Annotated in this window: 15 protein-coding genes; 7 read left to right on the top strand and 8 right to left on the bottom strand. The window is 73.0% G+C overall.

Annotated elements, in window-relative coordinates; all coding sequences use genetic code 11:
- Nucleotides 1-110 precede the first annotated feature (110 nt).
- From AB0F81_RS22310 to AB0F81_RS22300, 3 genes are read left to right on the top strand one after another with little or no spacing between them, the layout of a single operon-like run.
- Nucleotides 111-3,113 carry a glycosyl hydrolase 115 family protein gene (locus AB0F81_RS22310; protein WP_360200172.1) on the top strand — a complete coding sequence of 1,001 codons (3,003 nt, stop codon included), beginning with the start codon at nt 111-113 and terminating at the stop codon, nt 3,111-3,113.
- 3 nt (nt 3,114-3,116) lie between these two features.
- Entirely contained in the window at nt 3,117-4,361 is a 1,245-nt protein-coding gene (locus AB0F81_RS22305; protein ID WP_360200170.1) for an SGNH/GDSL hydrolase family protein, read from the top strand.
- A gap of 45 nt (nt 4,362-4,406) precedes the next feature.
- Nucleotides 4,407-6,416, top strand: a complete 2,010-nt coding sequence (locus tag AB0F81_RS22300; protein WP_360200168.1) for a GGDEF domain-containing protein — start codon at nt 4,407-4,409, stop codon at nt 6,414-6,416.
- On the opposite strand, the gene AB0F81_RS22295 is transcribed toward AB0F81_RS22300, so the two are convergent.
- Entirely contained in the window at nt 6,367-6,948 is a 582-nt protein-coding gene (locus AB0F81_RS22295) for an NAD(P)H-dependent oxidoreductase (protein ID WP_360200166.1), read from the bottom strand. The genes AB0F81_RS22300 and AB0F81_RS22295 overlap by 50 nt on opposite strands.
- Nucleotides 6,949-6,989: 41 nt before the next feature.
- Between AB0F81_RS22295 and AB0F81_RS22290 the strand changes: the two genes are divergently transcribed.
- Nucleotides 6,990-7,163: a hypothetical protein gene (locus AB0F81_RS22290; protein ID WP_360200164.1), complete on the top strand. Its 174-nt coding sequence runs from the start codon at nt 6,990-6,992 to the stop codon at nt 7,161-7,163.
- A 24-nt stretch (nt 7,164-7,187) separates the two neighbouring features.
- Here AB0F81_RS22290 and AB0F81_RS22285 read toward each other — a convergent pair whose 3' ends face one another.
- The 4 genes from AB0F81_RS22285 to AB0F81_RS22270 all read right to left on the bottom strand — a co-directional run bounded on the left by AB0F81_RS22285 (nt 7,188) and on the right by AB0F81_RS22270 (nt 12,054).
- Nucleotides 7,188-7,847 (bottom strand): hypothetical protein, encoded by a 660-nt coding sequence (locus AB0F81_RS22285; protein ID WP_360200162.1) that lies wholly within the window; start codon nt 7,845-7,847, stop codon nt 7,188-7,190.
- A 232-nt stretch (nt 7,848-8,079) separates the two neighbouring features.
- Complete coding sequence (locus AB0F81_RS22280; RefSeq protein ID WP_360200160.1) at nt 8,080-10,005, bottom strand: FtsX-like permease family protein; 1,926 nt, start codon at nt 10,003-10,005, stop codon at nt 8,080-8,082.
- A 1-nt stretch (nt 10,006) separates the two neighbouring features.
- Nucleotides 10,007-10,747 carry an ABC transporter ATP-binding protein gene (locus AB0F81_RS22275; protein ID WP_360200158.1) on the bottom strand — a complete coding sequence of 247 codons (741 nt, stop codon included), beginning with the start codon at nt 10,745-10,747 and terminating at the stop codon, nt 10,007-10,009.
- 71 nt (nt 10,748-10,818) lie between these two features.
- Nucleotides 10,819-12,054, bottom strand: coding sequence for a glycosyltransferase (locus AB0F81_RS22270; protein WP_360200156.1), 1,236 nt, complete (start codon nt 12,052-12,054; stop codon nt 10,819-10,821).
- Nucleotides 12,055-12,072: 18 nt separating this feature from the next.
- On the opposite strand from AB0F81_RS22270, the gene AB0F81_RS22265 reads away from it, so the two are divergent.
- Nucleotides 12,073-12,531, top strand: coding sequence for a MarR family transcriptional regulator (locus AB0F81_RS22265; RefSeq protein ID WP_360200154.1), 459 nt, complete (start codon nt 12,073-12,075; stop codon nt 12,529-12,531).
- Between the two features lie 49 nt (nt 12,532-12,580).
- On the opposite strand, the gene AB0F81_RS22260 is transcribed toward AB0F81_RS22265, so the two are convergent.
- Together AB0F81_RS22260 and AB0F81_RS22255 are read right to left on the bottom strand one after the other, a co-directional pair.
- Nucleotides 12,581-12,958 carry a YccF domain-containing protein gene (locus AB0F81_RS22260; protein WP_360200152.1) on the bottom strand — a complete coding sequence of 126 codons (378 nt, stop codon included), beginning with the start codon at nt 12,956-12,958 and terminating at the stop codon, nt 12,581-12,583.
- 4 nt (nt 12,959-12,962) lie between these two features.
- Nucleotides 12,963-13,298 (bottom strand): hypothetical protein, encoded by a 336-nt coding sequence (locus AB0F81_RS22255; RefSeq protein WP_360200150.1) that lies wholly within the window; start codon nt 13,296-13,298, stop codon nt 12,963-12,965.
- 112 nt (nt 13,299-13,410) lie between these two features.
- On the opposite strand from AB0F81_RS22255, the gene AB0F81_RS22250 reads away from it, so the two are divergent.
- Complete coding sequence (locus AB0F81_RS22250) at nt 13,411-15,078, top strand: SulP family inorganic anion transporter (protein WP_360200148.1); 1,668 nt, start codon at nt 13,411-13,413, stop codon at nt 15,076-15,078.
- A gap of 24 nt (nt 15,079-15,102) precedes the next feature.
- On the top strand, nt 15,103-15,984 hold the full coding sequence (locus tag AB0F81_RS22245; RefSeq protein WP_360200146.1) for a hypothetical protein: 882 nt from the start codon (nt 15,103-15,105) through the stop codon (nt 15,982-15,984).
- Between the two features lie 81 nt (nt 15,985-16,065).
- On the opposite strand, the gene AB0F81_RS22240 is transcribed toward AB0F81_RS22245, so the two are convergent.
- Nucleotides 16,066-16,437 carry a carbonic anhydrase gene (locus AB0F81_RS22240; protein ID WP_360200144.1) on the bottom strand — a complete coding sequence of 124 codons (372 nt, stop codon included), beginning with the start codon at nt 16,435-16,437 and terminating at the stop codon, nt 16,066-16,068.
- Between the last annotated feature and the right edge of the window lie 423 nt (nt 16,438-16,860).

The raw sequence follows: 16,860 nt of genomic DNA, 5'->3' as shown, positions 1-16,860 counted from the left end.
TCGTGCTGCCTGCGGCGCGCGGGTTGACGTCATAGATACACGGCTATACGTTTTGGGAGCGCTATCGATTTGAGTCCGAAACTTTCGGTGCCTGCCTGGAGCGTATCCCCATGCGAAGCTTCCTCGCGAGCGCGTCGGCCGTCCTCGTCGCGCTCACCCTCGCCCCTGCCGTCTCCCCATCCCCAGCCACTGCCGGCCCCGCCACCGGCCACGGCGACAGCAGCTATCTGAGCACCCGGCCCGGACCCGGCCGGTTCCCCCTGGTCGCCCGCGGTGCCGCCGCGCCGATCGTGACCGCCGCGAACGACCACGCCGGCGTCCTGCGGGTGGCCGGCGACCTCCGATCCGACCTGCACGCCGCCACCGGCGTGCAGCCCACCGTCAGCACCACCGGCGAGATCCCGGCCGGCAGCGAGCCGATCCTGGTCGGCACGATCGGCCGCAGCACCCTCATCGACCGCCTGATCAAGGCCGGCCGCCTCGACGTGCGCGGCATCGCCGGCCGCTGGGAGACCTCCCTGCAACAGGTCGTCGAGAACCCGCTGCCGGGCGTGCGCCGGGCGTTCGTGATCGCCGGCAGCGACCAGCGCGGCACCATCTACGGCGTCTACGACGTGTCCCGCAAGATCGGGGTCTCGCCCTGGCACTTCTGGGACGACGTGCCGGTCCCGCGCTCCGACGCGTGGTACGCGCTGCCCGGCCGGCACAGCCAGGGCACGCCGAAGGTGAAATACCGCGGCTTCTTCATCAACGACGAGAACCCGGCGACCGGCACCTGGGCGCCCGGCTACTTCGGGCCCGGCAAGGTCCCCGGCTACGAGGGCGGCCTGAACGCCGGTTACTACGCCAAGGTCTTCGAGACCATGCTGCGGCTGAAGGCCAACTACCTGTGGCCGGCGGTCTGGGGCCGGGCGTTCGCCGAGGACGACCCGCTCAACCACGAGACCGCCAGCCGGTACGGCGTGGTCATGGGCACCTCGCACGAGGCGCCGATGATGCGCGGCATCGAGGAGTGGAACCGGCACGCCAAGGCCGCGGTCCGCGACGCCAACGGCAACATCGTCACCCCCGGCAGCGACCCCTACGGCGGGACCGGCGAGTGGAGCTTCCGCCGCAACCGGGACGCGATCGTGGCCTACTGGCGCGACGGCGCGAAGCGGATGAAGGAGCAGGGCTTCGAGGGTGTCATCACGCTGGGCATGCGCGGCAACGGTGACGTCAGCCTGCCCGACGGTGACGGCATCGACCTGATGAGCACGATCATCGATACCCAGCGGGAGATCCTGCGCGAGTTCGGCCTGCAGGAGGCGCCCCAGGTGCAGACCCTCTACAAGGAGGTGCAGCGCTACTGGGACAAGGGCTACCAGCCGGCCGAGGACGTGACCGTCGTCTTCTGCGACGACAACTGGGGCAACATGCGCAAGCTGCCGCACGCCGGTCTGCCGGCCCGCAGCGGCGGTTACGGGCTGTACTACCACTTCGACTACGTCGGCGACGGCCGCAACTACAAGTGGGTCGACACCGTCAACCTCACCAACACCTGGGAGCAGCTGCATCTGGCGTACACCAAGGGGGTTGACCGTCTCTGGGTGGTCAACGTGGGTGACCTGAAGAACGAAGAGCTCCCCACGCAGTTCTTCCTGGACTACGCCTGGAACCCGGACGCGATCCCGCTGCACCGCATCGGCGACTGGGAACGCCGCTACGCGGCGGAGAACTTCGGTCCGGCGCTGGCCGGCGAGATCGCCGAGGTCCTCAGCCAGTACGGCTACCTGCAGTCGCGCCGCAAGCCGGAGTCGCTGAACCGGCGGATCTCCGGTGACGCGCAGACCGTGGTCTACAACGACCAGGAGAGCACGTTCACTCTGACCGACTATCGCGAGATGGACCGGGTGGTCGCCGAGTGGCGGGCGCTCGCCGCGAAGGCCGAGCGGATCAAACGGCGGATTCCCGCCGATCGGCAGGATGCCTATTTCCAGCTCGTCGATTACCAGGTCCAGGCGACCGCCAATCTGTACGAGCTACGGCGCGCCGAATTCACGAACATCATGTACGCGGCGCAGGGCCGGGCGGCCACCAACGACCTCGCCGACGAGGCGGAGGCCCGCTTCGCCGAGGACCAGGCGCTGAGCGATTACTACAACAACGAGCTGGCCGGCGGGAAGTGGGCCGGCTGGCAGACTCAGCCCAAGATCGGGTACGGCAACGCGGCCCGCTACAACAACGCGTCGTGGCAGCAGCCGCAGACCGACAACCACGTGGCCCTGCCGGACGAGATCTACCCGCACCTGAAGCGGATCGAGGTGCCGTCCACCGCCGCCATGGGTGTCACCGAGACGTTGCCCGAGTTCAGCCCGTGGCAGTCGCAGCCCCAGCAGTTCCTGGAGGTCTACAACAAGGGCACGACACCGTTCCGGTACCGGATCACCACTGGTCAGCCGTGGCTGAAGGTGACACCGAGTTCGGGACGCGTGGACAAGCAGATCCGGGCCACGGTCGCGGTGGACTGGCGAAAGGCACCGAAGGGTGTCACGACCGTACCGATCACGGTTGAGGGCGCGGGTGGCACCCAGGTCGTGCAGGCCTCGGTGCGCAACCCGGAGATCAAGCCGCAAGGCTTCGCGGAAGCGAACGGCTACGTCGCGATCGACGCGGCGCACTACCACCGCAAGGTCGGCGACTGGCGGCTGCTGCCGCACATCGGCAAGAGCACCGACGGGCTGACGCCGCTCAGCGAGGGCGCCAAGCTCGAATACCGGATGACGCTGACCACCACCGGGCCGGTCAAGGTGTCCGCCTGGCTGTCGCCGCGCAACAACGTGCTGCCCACGCCGGGCCTGCGCTACGCGGTCTCGGTCGACGGCCAGCCGGCGCAGACGGTCGACATCATCGCCGCGACCGGCGCCGACGACACCGCGATGAACCGGCAGTGGGCCCGCAACACCTCCGACAACATCAACATCACCACCACCACGCACACCATCGACAAGCCGGGCGTGCACACGCTGACCTTCCACGCCGTCGACCCGACCGTGATCCTGCAGCGGCTGGTCGTCGACACCGGCGGCGTGAAGTACAGCTACCTCGGCCCGCCCGAGAGCCGGAGGTACTGAGCCATGCGCAGACGTACCGTTCTGGCCTCCGGGGGCGCCGCCGCCTCGGCCGTGCTGCTCGGCAAGGGCATCGGGTCGCGACCCCGCTGGACCCACACCTGGACCGCGATGCCGCAGCTCACCGAACCGCACAACCTGCCGCCCGCGCCGTTCACCGGAACCGACTCGGTGCTGGTGAACACCACGATGCGGCAGACGCTGCGGACCACGGTCGGCGGCCGGCAGCTGCGGGTCCGGTTCTCCAACGCGTTCGGCGGGGCCGACCTGCCGATCACCGCGGCCGCCGTGGCGCTGCCCGCGGGCGGCGCCGCCGGGGTGGCGGAGATCCGCCCGGGCACGTCGCGTCCGCTCACCTTCGGCGGCCACCGCTCGGTGGTGGTGCCGGTCGGCGCGCAGATGGTGTCCGACCCGGTCGACATGCCGGTGGCGGGCGCGGCCAACCTGACCGTGACCACCTTCCTGGCCGAGGGGCAGGCCACCCTCGAACTGACCTCGCACCCCGGCTCGCGGACCACGTCGTGGCTGGTGCACGGGGACGCGGTGCACGAGACCACGCTGGCCGGGGCGACCCCGACCGACCACTGGTACCTGATCAGCGGCGTCGAGGTGACCGCCGTGAACGTCGCCGGGCTGGTGGTGCTCGGCGACTCGCTCACCGACGGCCGGGGCTCCACCGCCAACGGCAACGACCGCTGGCCGGACCAGCTGCTGGCCCGGCTGCGCGGCAACGACGTGGCGGTGCTCAACCAGGCGGCCGGCGGCAACCGGGTGCTGCGCGACGGGCTCGGGCCGAACGCCCTGTCCCGGCTCGACCGCGACGTCCTCGCCGTCACCGGGGCCACCTGGCTGCTGGTCTTCGAGGGGGTGAACGACATCGGCACCGCCGAGGCCACCGAGGCGGCGCAGCAGCGGGTGGTGGCGGACCTGATCGGCGCGTACCGGCAGATGGTGCTGCGTGCGCACGCGCAGGACCTGACCGTGTACGGGGCGACGCTCACCCCGTTCGGCGGGAACATCTACGACGACGCGGGCGGGCTGCGTGAGCAGTCCCGGCAGGCGGTCAACCGGGCGATCCGGGGCGGGCTGTTCGACGCGTACGTGGACTTCGACGCCGCGGTCCGGGATCCGGCACAGCCACGCCGGATCGCCGACGCCTACAACACCGGTGACAACCTGCACCTCAACCCGGCCGGGTACGCCGCGCTGGCCGCAGCGGTGCCCCGCCGGTTGCTGACCAGAAATCCTTAAACCTCCGGCGTGCCGGGCCGATCAGTGCGGGGTCGAGTCCCGGCCGTGGAGGTGCCCGTGCACGAGCAGCGGATACGGGCGATCCGTGCCGGCGCCCTGTACTGCTGCTCGCCCGCCCTGCTGGCCGTCGTCTACGCGGCGGCCACGTGGGGCGAGCCTGGCCGGGTCGCCATGCTCACCGTGGCGCTGACGATCCTGGTCGCCACCGCCCTCGCCGGGGCGGTCGCGACCAGGATCGTCGCGTCCCGCCGGTGGATGGTGCCCCAGCACATCGGGGCGTTCGTCAACCTGGTCGGCTACGTCGTGCTCGCCCTGCTCGACGGCGGGATCGCCGGCCCGCTCGGCGCCCTCATCCCGACCTCGACCGTGCTGCTGGCCACGGTCCTGCTGCCGCGCGCCTTCCTCGGTGTGGTGACGCTCAACGCGATCGGGTACGGACTGGTCGTCGTGTACGGCGACCCCGCGCCACCCGGGTACTGGCTGGTGCACGCGCTCGGCTTCGGCGCCGCGGCGGTGCTCTGCCTGCGCCACTCGATGACGCTGGCGTCGCTGCGCCGGCGCCTCGCCGACAACTCACGGACCGATCCGCTCACCGGCTGCCTGAACCGGCGCGGCTTCGACGAGCGGGTGGCGGCCGCGCTGGCCGACGCTGGGCCGGTGACGCTGGTGCTGCTGGATCTCGACCACTTCAAGCAGGTCAACGACGCCTACGGGCACCGGGCCGGCGACGAGCTGCTCGCCTGGGTGGGTCAGGAGCTACGAGCCTTCCCCACTGTCGCCGGCCGTCTCGGTGGCGACGAGTTCGCGCTTCTGCTGCCCGGCGTGGACAGCGCCGCGGCCGCCCGCATCGTGGACCAGGTCCGGGACCGGCTGCGCACCGGGGCGCCGTCGAGTTTCGGCGCCGCCACCTGCCCGCGGGACGCCCGGGACGCGGCCGGGCTGGCGAGCGTCGCCGACCGGCGGCTCTACGCGGACAAGGCGGCCCGCGTACGCCGGGCGCCGACCGCCGAGGAGGTGGCCCGGGCCCGCGCCGGATCCGGAACGACCGGGCCCGCGGCGACCGTCGGCGGCCGGGAACGGCGACGGCACTCGATCGCCGACCCCGGCTGGATGTCCGTCGCCCAGACCTGCGTGGCCCTGGTCTACCTGGCGCTGTTCACCGCCGGGAACCCGCACCGCGGCGTGATGCTGACGATCTGCCTCTGGGGCTTCGCCGCCGGCCTGGCGGTGGTGCTCGGCGCGACGTGGCTCAGCCGGTCGCGGGCCGCCCGCCCGCTGATGCTGGCGTTCTCGGTGAGCTCGTTCCTCAGCCTCGCCGCGATCGCCTTCCTCGACGGCGGGGTGAGCAGCACCCTCGGCGTCGGGATGCTGCTGCCGATCCCGCTGCTGATGCTCAGCATGCGGCCCCGGGTCGCGGCGCCGGTCGCGGTCGCCGCCGGCGCGCTCTACGTGGCGCTGGCCGTGGCCGAGGGCGCCTCCAGCGGCTGGTACGTCGCGACGAACCTGCTCGGCACCGCCGCCACCGCGGTCGCCTGCGCGCTGCAGGGGCGGATGGCCGCCACGCAGCGGCGGATGCTGACCCGGCTCGCCCGGGTCGACGTGCTCACCGGAGTGCTCAACCGGCGCGGATTCGGCGAACGGTTCGCCGCCGAGACCGCGCGGGCTCGCCACGCCGCCCTGCTGGTCGCCGACCTGGACGGGTTCAAGCAGCTCAACGACCTGCACGGGCACGCCGCCGGTGACGACCTGCTGCGCTGGGTCGCGGCCACCCTCCAGGACGGCGCCGGCCCGGACGCCGTGGTCGGCCGGCTCGGTGGGGACGAGTTCGTGATGCTGGTCGGCGGCGACCGGCCCGACGCGGTCGCCGAGTTCCTGCGGGCCGCGCTGGCCGAACGGACCGGGGTCAGCATCGGCGTCGCCGTGCTCGACCGGGACGGCGCCGACTTCGACACCCTGTACGCGGCCGCCGACGCCCGCCTCTACCAGCAGAAGAACGCCCGTAGGGTCACAGATCCCGGGCCAGTTCACCCACCCGCCGCAGGTGTGCTGCTCTGACCTCGGCCCAGCGTCCCGGATCGTCGCCGCGCAGCGTCGAACCGCCGAGCACGACGAACTCGCCGCGCTCGGCCCGCGCGCCGATCCGGTCGGTGATCATCGCCGTGCGCATGGCCTGGTGACAGCCGGAGGCCTCCAGCTCGGCGACGCTGTAACCGGCGGTGCAGAGCACGAGCGCGGCGCGAGCCGGGCGCAGCCGCATCGGCCGGTACGCCCAGCCGACCGTCCACACCCGGTCGAACCAGCCCTTGAGCAGCGCCGGGCAGTCGGCCCACCAGACCGGGTAGACGAACGCCCACACGTCGGCGGCGTCCAGGCGGGCCTGTTCCGCCGCCACGTCCGCGGGAACCGGGTCGCCGTCGCGACGATGGTATTCCGACCGGGTCAGCTCCGGCCGGAAGCCCATCGCGTAGAGATCCGACACGGTGTGCGGGTGCCCGGCCTCGTCGAGCCCGGCCCGGAAGGCGTCGAGCACCTCCCGGGTGAAGCCGTGCTCGGCCGGATGCGCATAGACGACATGCACGTTGATCACGCGGGGGATTGTCGCAGCCGGAATCGGGAAACAGCACGGACATGACCGACGAAGCCGAACCGCGCCCACCGCTCAGCCCGGACCCGCCGGCCCCGCCGGGACAGGAGGATCTGGTGGTGCCGGACCTGCCGCTGCCCGAGCGTGACGACCGCGAGGTCCCCGAAGGCGACTCCGACGTGACCCGCAAAGCCGGCGCCACCGAAGCACCCGACTGACGCCCGAGCCGTTCCGGCGCCGCCCTATCGCATGCGGGGCGCCAGGAGCAGTTCGTGCAGCGGGTCGTGGGGCAGCGTGGGCGTGCCGGCGACGACGAAGTCGGCACGCTCCCACGGGCGGTCCCGGCTGAGGAACGGGATCTCCTCGGCCATCCACTCGTCCCACTCGCGGCGGGCGGTCTCCGGGTCGAGCCCCTGCTCCACGTCGCGGCGCAGGCCGCGCTCCTCGGCGCCGGCGAAGTCCGACTGAACCCAGACCGCGACGTCGATCAGCGCGGTCAGCTCCTTCCGGGACGCGCCCACCCCCTCGACGAGGACCGCGCTGCGTCCGGCCGGCACCTCGATGCCGCCGGCCCGCCCGCGTTCCCGCCAGGCCGGCGGCGTGAAGCTGACCGCCCGCCCGGCGTGCAGCGGCGTGAGGACGTGCTCGGCCATCAGATCGGCCCAGTCGAAGCGGGACTGCCACCACGCCACGTCGTCGGTGTGCACGACGGCCGACCGGGGGAGCGCCGACTGCAGACGCCCGGCCAGGCTGGACTTGCCCGCTCCGCCGCGCCCGTCGATCGCCACGATCAGCGGCCGCCCGGCGGGCCGGGCGGCGGAGGTCGTCAGTGTTCGGGCGAAGTCCGAGAGCGCCGAGATCCGCCACGGTCCCGCCGCCGGCTCGTCGGGGCCCGGTCGCATGGAAGCTCCAGAGAGAGTGCGCCGGTGGCGGCCACAGCGGTCGCCACCGGCGGATGATCACTTCTTCTTGCTCTTCTTGCTGTCCTTCTTCTTGTCCTTCTTCGACTTCTTCGCCATGGTGAGCCCCCCTCTCACGTCAGATGGTGTCCTCGTGCGACACCGAGGGTTAACCTAGGCGACCTCACGGTTACCTGTCACCCAACGCAAGGTGAACTTACTGTCCGTGATCGGCTCACTCGCGCGCCCCGAGCAGCGCCACCGGCCGTTCCCGGGTCGCCGACCACGAGGTGATCACGCTGGTCACGCCGGTCGCCAGCAGAGTCACCCCGGTCAGCCCGAGCAGCAGCAACCACGGCGGGTCGAGTGTCGCCGTCCCGGTGATCGCCGCTGTGCTGGTCATCGCCGCGACGAAGGCGCCGGCCGCCGCGACCAGCCCGAGCAGGATGCCGGCGACCGTCACCACCGACGACTCGGCCAGCGCCGACCGGATCACCTGGCCCCGGGACAGCCCGGTCACCCGCGCCTCGGCGAACTCGCGGCGCCGGGCGGCCGCGCCGATCACCACCGAGTTCACCACGCCGACCAGGGCGTACAGGGCGCCGAGACCGAGCACCAGCACCATGATCTTGTTGCTGGTGGCGTTGCGGTTCGCGGCGTCGGTGGCGAGCCACTCGTCCACCGTGGAGACGGTCCCGAAAGCGGTGAGGTCGGGCCGGGCGCCGGGCTGTACCCGTACGAAAGTGGCACTGGAGGCCGCGGCGAGCTGAGCCGGCGGCACCAGGCCGGCCGCAAGCAGAAGGTCCGCGCCGCCGCTCGCGGCGGCCGGCACGCCGGCGGCGACCGGAAGGTCGCCCAGGTCGAGACCGGGAAGCTCGACCCGCGCGGTCCCGGCGGCCAGGTCGCCGCCCGGACCGGTCGCGGCCGTGCGGGGGTCCAGGCCGCGCAGCGCCGCACTGCCGGGATGGATCTCCGCGTACGCCGGGAAGTCCACCACCAGCACCGTGATCGTGTCGGTCTCCCGCTCGTCAGCGTCCCCGGTGGTGGCGCGGGCCGGCAGCTCGATCTCGGTCGACGCCGCCGCGACCCCGGGCACCGCGGCGATCCGTTCGCCGGCCGGCCCGGACGACTCGACGACCAGGTCGGCGGCGGTCGCCCGGCGCAACTGCTCCACACCGGACGTGGTGAACGACGCCGACGCACCGGCCTGCCCGGCCACGAGCGCGACCAGAACCGTCACCGGCGCCGCCACCGAGGCGCTGCGCCGCCGCCCGTCGCGCAGGTTCGCCCGGGCCAGCGAGCCGAGCGGCCCACCCGCACCGGCCGGGATCAGCCGGGCCACCGCCGGCACCAGCAGCGGGCCGAACGCGGCGGCCGCCACCGCGGCGCACAGCGGCACGTTCATCGCCATCGCCTGGCCGCCGTCCGGGCCACCGTGCGGCGCCACGATCATCAGGGCCAGCGCCCCGCCGAGGAAGAGCAGGCCGAAGACCCAGCGCGCGGCGGTCATCACCCGGGCCGCCTCGCCGGAGTCGCGCAGGGCGTCGAGGGGCCGCACCCGGGCCGCCCGGTGCGCGGCGGCCAGCGCGCCGGCGACGGCCAGCATCAGGCCGGTGCCGAGCGACGCGCCGATGATCCAGCTGCGCCACTCGCCGTGGAAGCCGTCCGGGACGAAGCCCATCCGGCGCATCAGCCAGGCGTGCACCGCCATCACGCCGAGGCCGGCCGGGATGCCCAGGCCGGCGCCGAGCCCGCCGAGCAGCACCGCCTCGCCGAGCAGCAGCCGGCGCAACTGGCCCCGGCTGCCGCCGGCCAGGCGCAGCAGCGCGAGGTCACGGCGGCGCTGTTCCACGGTGAAGGCGAAGGTCGAGCTGATGATGAAGATCGCCAGGAAGGCGGCGCCGCCCATCACCACGCCGAGCATCGAGACGGCGGCCGACCGGCCGTCGTCGAAGCGCATCTGCGCCATGGGGGACAGGCCCGGCGGCGGGTCCATGGTGGCCGCGGTGATCAGCAGGAGCAGCGAGGACTGCACCAGCGCGACACCCAGGCACACCGACAGGGCGGCGCCGACGAACAGGGTCCATCGCTCGGCGATGCCTACCCGCGGCGGAAAACCGAAGGAAACCCGTTCGGTCCCGGCCCAGCAGAGTCGCAGCACCTCAGCGCTCCCAGGCCGCGAGCCGCTCGGCGACCGCGTGCGTGTCCGCGCCGGCCAGCCGGTCGACGACCCGGCCGTCGCGCAGGAAGACCACCGCGTCGGCGCGGGCCGCCGCGCCCGGGTCGTGGGTCACCATGACGATGCTCTGCCCGCCGTCCGCCATGGCCCGCAGCAGGTCCAGCACGGTACGCGCGGCCGTGGAGTCCAGCGCGCCGGTCGGCTCGTCGGCGAAGAGCACCTCCGGCCGGGTCACCATGGCCCGGGCGATCGCAACCCGCTGCTGCTGGCCGCCGGAGAGCTCGCGGGGCCGGTGCCGGACCCGGTCGGCGAGCCCCACCGCGGTGAGCACCGAGCGCACCTCGGCCCGGCGCGGCGCGTGCCCGGCCAGCCGCAGCGGCAGCGCCACGTTCTGCTCGGCCGTCAGCGAGCCGATCAGGTTGAAGCTCTGGAACACGAAGCCGATCCGGGTGCGCCGCAGCTCGGTGAGCTGCTGGTCGCCGGCGTCGGTGATATCGGTGCCGGCCACCACCACCCGGCCCGCGTCGGCGCGTTCCAGCCCGGCGGCCAGGTGCAGCAGTGTGGACTTGCCCGAGCCGGACGGGCCCATCACCGCGGTCCACCCGCCGCGCGGCAGGTCCAGGTCGACGTCGTCGACCGCGCGGATCGCCGCGGAGCCACGTCCGTACGTGCGTGTCACCCCGCGCAGCGAGACCGCGGTGGTGGTGTCCACTGTCGTTGTCATGGCTACGACGCTAGGGAGGAAACCGCTGGTAATCGCTGATGCCTGCACCCGGATCGGAGGGGGAGAAAACTCTACCCTCCGGCCAGGATGGCATCGGCCGCGTTGGCGGGACCGTCGATGTCGGCGTACACCTTGCGGATTTCCTCAGCGGCCTGCCGGTAGCGACCGTCGGTGAGCAGCTCGCCGGCGAGCGCCGTCAGGCGCGGGCCGCCGGCGTCGCGGGGCCGCACCCACCGGCCGGCGCCGCGCCGCCGCACCAGGCTGACGTTGAGCTGCTGCTCGATCTGTAACGGGAGGCCGAGCAGCGGCACCCCGGCGGCCATCGCGGTCTGCACGCTGCCCTGCCCGCCAGAGGTGACGGCGAGATCCACCCGGGGCATCACCAGGTGGCTGGGCAGGACGCCGCCGACCAGCACCCGGTCGTCAGCGAGGTCACTGAGGTCGTGGACCGTGCCGGCGACCAGGACACGGGCGCCGAGCGGGCGCAGGGCGCGGACCGTCGCGCGCACCAGACCGGCGGTGCTGGAGCTGATGGCGACGTAGACGACCGGGCCGGGCTGGTCCAGGAACCGCTCCACCTCGTCCGGAAGGGGAACCGGGAGGTGGGCGAAGAGCGGGCCGGTGACCCGCAACCGGGTTCCCGGGCGGTAGCCGCGGCCGGGCCGCCAGGCCTCGATCCGCTCCGCCGGCACACCGAGCACCTCCGGCGCCTCGGTGACCAGGGTGAGGTCGCCCTGCAGCAGGGCGGCGGTGCTGGGCAGCCCGGGCACGCCCAGCTCGGCGGCGACCCGGTTGAAGCCACCGCAGTAGAAGCGCACCCGGCTCAGCAGCGCGCCGGTGAGCCGGACGGCCGGCGGCAGGGGCCGGCTCCGGAAGACCGGCGGCGCCCAGCTGGCCGAGTGCTCGGTGACGAGGCGGATGCCGGCGAGCCGGCTGGAGAGGGTGGCGGTCAGGGAGAAGCCGGTGACCACCGTGCCGATGCCGTGGCGGGTGAAGTATTCCGCCTCGGCCGTCACGTACGCCCGCAGCTCCGCGTCGCTGTAGGCGCTCTGCCGGACGGGCCCGCTGCTCGGCTGCTCGCGCAGGAAACGGGAGCAGCGCTCGTCGTCCATCCGCGGCCCGATCAGGTCGTAGTCGATGCCGGCGGCGCGCAGGGCGGACTCGAAGGTGCCGCCGTAGGTGGCGACCCGCGGGGTGACGCCGCGCTGCTGGAGCGCCCGGTAGATCTCGATCATGCGGGAGGTCTGCGACAGGTAGGCGCAGTGCGGCAGCAGGCAGATCGAGTTGCGCAATATATTGCTGACCATGTGTGTAATATATTGCGAATGTCAAGCCTCTTCGACCTGGGCGAGGGTTCCCGGCTCACCCCGCCGGTGCGCGCCTTCCGGGCCAGCCTGGTGCTGGCCCAGCGGCTGCGCTACCTGATGGACGACCGCCTGCGCGCCGACGGGCTCACCACCCAGCAGGCCGCCCTGCTCACCGTGGTCCGGGCGCTGGACCGGCCGGCGCTGACCGAGGCCGCCGCCGCGCTCGGCACCACCCATCAGAACGTGGCCCAGCTGGTCGCCGCGCTGGAGCGCAAGGGCATGCTGCGCACCGAGCCGGACCCGGCCGACCGGCGCCGGCGCCGCCTCGCCGCGACCGAGGACGGCGCCCGTTACTGGAGCGAGCGGGACGCGGACGACGAGGCGGCGGTGGCCGAGTGGTTCGCCGCTCTCACCCCGGCCGAGCTGGCGACGCTGACCACGCTGACCGAGAAGCTCCTGGCCGGCCTGCCCAAATGATCGTGGGGACTTCGGGCGCCCAGCGCACCCGAAATCCCCACAGCGGCCTTTACGGCAGGGTGACGATCTCCCGGCCGAGCGGCCACAACGCCGCCGGGACCAGCTTGAAGTTGGCGATGCCGAACGGGATGCCGATGATCGTCACGCACTGGGCGATCCCGGCAAGGATGTGCGTGAGGGCGATCCACCACCCGGCCAGCACCAGCCACAGGATGTTGGCGATCCCGGAGGCGACGTGCACACCGGGACGGCTCTCGATGGTCCGCCCGAACGGCCAGACGGCGTAGACGGCCAGCCGCAGCGAGGCGACACCGAACGGGATCGTCACGATCAGCAGGAAACAGATCAGAGCGGCGATCCCGTACGCGATACCGAGCGCCCAGCCGAAGAAGATGAACCAGAGAATGTTGAGAATGAGGCGTACCACGATCTCAGGGTGACGTACGGACGCCACCCTGATCGGGCGCCGGCGTCGTGGTGTGGAGAGCGGGAACCGGCTCGGCGGCGAGTCTGCGCTGCACCGCCAGCGCCGCGGCGGCGCCGATCGCCCCGGCCGCGACGATCGCGCTGAAGAGCACCGTCCGCCGGCGGCGCCGTGACGGCGGAGGCCCGTAACGCAGCACCGTCCACGCCCCACCGGTACGCCGGGCGCCCTCCGCGCCGATGACCACCGCCTGCCGGCCGGCTCGGTTGCCCAGCGCCGAGAGGTTGCGGCCCGCGGCACGCGCCTTGATCACGACGACTTTCGGATCCCTTGCTCGGGACATCGCATCCACCACCCCTGAGATCGGATCGGCCCAGCCTGTCCCATCCGGGCGCGCCCGGCCTCACCCGCGCCGGATGAGGTCCGGGCCCGCCCGGCACACCCACACTGGCCGGGTGGCGACGACAGGATGGCTGCGCCGGGTGGCGCCGGAGCGGGGCACGCTGCGCAAAGACGTCGTCGCCGGCCTGCCCGGGGCGATCAGCGGGGTGCCGGACGGGATGGCCGCCAGCGTGCTGGCCGGGGTGAACCCGGTGCACGGCCTCTACGCGAGCATCGCCGGCCCGGTCGGCGGGGGCCTGACGTCCAGCACCCGCCTCATGGTGATCACCACGACCAGCGCGGCCGCGCTCGCCGCCGGGTCGGCGCTGGCGTCCGTCCCGGATGAGGACCGGCCGCGGGCGATGTTCCTGCTGACCGTGCTCGCCGGGGCGCTGATGATCGTCGCCGGGATCGCCAAACTGGGCCGCTACACCCGGTTCGTGCCGCACTCGGTGATGATCGGCTTCCTCTCCGGGGTGGCCGCCAACATCGTGTTCGGGCAGCTCCCGCACCTCGTGGGCGCCGACACCAGCGGGCCGTTCGCGCTGGCCAAGGCGTGGGACCTGATCCTGAACCCGGATCGGGTGCAGCCGGCCGCGGCCCTGGCCGGGATCAGCGCCCTGGCGATCCTGGTGGTGTTGCGGCGCACCCGGGTGGCCGCGTACTCCACGCTGATCGCGCTGATCCTGCCCAGCCTCGCGGTGGCCGTGCTGGCCGCCGGTGGGGCGCCCCGGGTCCGTGACATCGGCGAGATCCCCAGCGGCCTGCCCATGCCGGTCCTGCCCCGGCTCGAGGACTTCTCGTTCAGCCTGCTCACCGGCGCGTTCGCGGTCGCCGCGGTGGTGCTCGTGCAGGGCGCCGGGGTCAGCGAGTCCGCGCCCAACCCGGACCGCAGCCGCTCCGACGCGAACCGCGACTTCGTGGCGCAGGGCGTCGGCAACGTGCTGGCCGGGCTCTTCCGTGGCCAGCCGGTCGGCGGCTCGGTCGGGCGGACCGCGCTGAACCTCTCGGCCGGCGCCGCGGGACGCTGGGCCGCGATCTTCTCCGGCCTGTGGATGGCCCTCATCCTGCTGCTCTTCTCCGGGCTGGTCGGGGCGGTGGTGATGTCGACGCTGGCCGCGGTGCTGATCTTCGCGGCGGTCGGGTCGCTGCGGCCCGGAGCGGCCCGGGCCATCCTGCGCACCGGGCGGATCTCCCAGATCGCGATGATCTCGACGTTCGTGGCGACCCTCTTCCTGCCGGTGGCCGCGGCGGTCGGGCTGGGCCTGGTGCTGTCCCTGCTCATGCAGCTCAACCAGGAGGCGATCGACCTGCGGGTGGTGGAGCTGGTCCCGCACCGGGGCGGTTTCCTCGAACGGCCGGCCGCGCCCCGGCTGGAGTCGGGGCGGGTCGTTCTGCTCGACGTCTACGGCAGCCTCTTCTACGCCGGCGCCCGGACCCTCCAGTCCCGCCTGCCCGACCCAGCCGGAGCGGACCGTCCCGCCGTGGTGCTCCGGCTGCGGGGCCGGGTCATGCTCGGCGCGACCGCCTTCGCGGTCCTGGCCGACTACGCCGAGCGGCTGGCCGACGGCGGGGGACGGCTCTACCTCAGCGGCGTCGACCCGGCGGTGGTCCGGCAGGTGGAACGCAACCGGACGCTGGTGCGGATGGACGGCGTCCGGATCTTCGAGGCGAGCGAGGTGGTCGGCGAGTCAAGCCTGGAGGCGTATCACGAGGCCCGCCACTGGCTCGCCGAAACCTGAGAGGGTGGAGGCGTGCGGGTAGAGGTGGCAGACAAGACGGACCTGACCTTCGACGACGGCTCGCCGGTGCGGGCGGCCTCCGCGGTCGCGCCGTTCGGCGACGGATGGCTGGTGGTGCAGGACGACGCCACCCACGCGGCCTGGGTGCGGCCCGGATCGACGGTGGCGGTGCGCGTCGCCGAACCGGTCGAGGGTCTGGAGGTGTTCAGCGAGGCGGCCGGCACGAAACACCTGAAGCCGGACTTCGAGGCGGCCTGCCCGGTCCCGTCCGGGGTGCTGCTGCTCGGCTCCGGCTCGTCGCCGGCGCGGATGCGGGCGTCCCTGGTGCGGCCGGGGGCGTCGTTCGCGACTGCGGACGTGACTTCGGCGTACCGGGAAGTGGCCCTTGCCCTGGACCTGCGTCCCGACCAGCTGAACCTGGAGGGTGCCTGCCTGGTCGGCGACCGGCTGCGCTGGTTCCAGCGCGCCAACCTCGCGGCCGGAGCGCCCACCGCGAGCGTCGATGTCGATCTCGCGGCGCTGCTCGCCGCGATCAGCGGCGAGGCCGCCGCCCCTATCAAGATCGATGGGGTACGACGGTACGACCTCGGCACGATCGGCAGCGTGGCGCTGGCGATCACCGACGCGGTGGCGCTGCCGGACGGCCGGGTGCTGGTCAGCGCGGCCGCCGAGGACACCCCGAACGCCGTGGACGACGGCCCGGTCGTCGGCGCGGCGGTGGCCCTGCTCGACGGGGAGCGGGTGGTCGCGGTCGCCGAACTGCCCGAGCCGGACAAGGTGGAGGGGCTGGCGGTGCGCGAGATCACCGCCGACGGCATCCGCCTGCTGGCCGTCGTCGACGCCGACGACCCCACCGTCCCGTCTCGGCGCCTCGACCTCTGGATCCGCGACCTACCCACCGTGTGATGCCGCGCCGCGACCTCACCCGCAAGTTGTGCCTGGGTGGAGTTGCGGCGCGGAGCGCGCCGCAACTCCACCGAGCGATTGTCAGACGATGGTGACCAGGCCGGTGTCGAGGTCGTAGCGAGCCCCGACCACCGCGGTGGTGCCGTGCTCGACCGCCTCGCGGACGATCTCGCTCTGCTCGACCAGCGCCTCGGCCTGTGCCCGGATGTTCGCCCGCACTCCCAGCTCGACGCCGTTGGGGTCGTTGGCGAACGGGGTGAGGATCGGGCGCAGCGCGTCGACCAGCGCGCCGATGTGGCCGGGCGGCTGGGTGCCGGTGCGGATGGCGTTGATCGTCGCGGAGACGGCGCCGCACCGCTCGTGGCCGAGGACCACGACCAGCGGGGGAGCGAACTCCTCCACCGCGTATTCGATGCTGCCGAGCAGCAGGTCGTCGACGATGTTGCCGGCCACCCGGTTGTCGAACAGGTCACGATGCCCTGGTCGAAGAGCAGCTCCGGCGCGACCCGGGAGTCGGCGCAGCCCAGGATCACCGCGAACGGGTCCTGACCGGCGGCGACCTCGCGGATCCGCTCCGGGCCCTGCCGCGGGTGCCGGGCCCGCCCGGCGACGAAGTGGCGGTTTCCTTCTATCAGCGCGCGCAGGGCGGCGCGCGGGGTCTCTGGCCGCTGGCCCGAGGCGGCGGCCGGGGTGGCAGCGAGAGCGATCGATCCGGCGACGGCGCCACCCGCGGCGAACAGGGCACGACGGCGCATTGTGGACTCCAGCATGACTTCTCCAAGACATCGAGGGACGCCGAACAGCCTGCTCCCGCCCGGGCCGGAGTTCTATCGCGATCAAGACACTTTGTCCTGTGTCACCGTTGAAACGTTCTAT

Origin of the sequence: Actinoplanes sp. NPDC024001, from assembly GCF_040638955.1 — a bacterium.
GTDB lineage: Bacteria > Actinomycetota > Actinomycetes > Mycobacteriales > Micromonosporaceae > Actinoplanes.
Note: the sequence above shows the minus strand (reverse complement) of the source record. Positions and strands in the feature narration are given on the sequence as shown.

Bases quoted from the DNA above. Each gene is read 5' to 3' on its own strand.
- AB0F81_RS22310 (WP_360200172.1), top strand. From the start codon at position 111: ATGCGAAGCTTCCTCGCGAGCGCGTCGGCCGTCCTCGTCGCGCTCACC.
- AB0F81_RS22305 (WP_360200170.1), top strand. From the start codon at position 3,117: ATGCGCAGACGTACCGTTCTGGCCTCCGGGGGCGCCGCCGCCTCGGCC.
- AB0F81_RS22290 (WP_360200164.1), top strand. From the start codon at position 6,990: ATGACCGACGAAGCCGAACCGCGCCCACCGCTCAGCCCGGACCCGCCG.
- AB0F81_RS22285 (WP_360200162.1), bottom strand. From the start codon at position 7,847: ATGCGACCGGGCCCCGACGAGCCGGCGGCGGGACCGTGGCGGATCTCG.
- AB0F81_RS22275 (WP_360200158.1), bottom strand. From the start codon at position 10,747: ATGACAACGACAGTGGACACCACCACCGCGGTCTCGCTGCGCGGGGTG.
- AB0F81_RS22270 (WP_360200156.1), bottom strand. From the start codon at position 12,054: ATGGTCAGCAATATATTGCGCAACTCGATCTGCCTGCTGCCGCACTGC.
- AB0F81_RS22265 (WP_360200154.1), top strand. From the start codon at position 12,073: ATGTCAAGCCTCTTCGACCTGGGCGAGGGTTCCCGGCTCACCCCGCCG.
- AB0F81_RS22255 (WP_360200150.1), bottom strand. From the start codon at position 13,298: ATGTCCCGAGCAAGGGATCCGAAAGTCGTCGTGATCAAGGCGCGTGCC.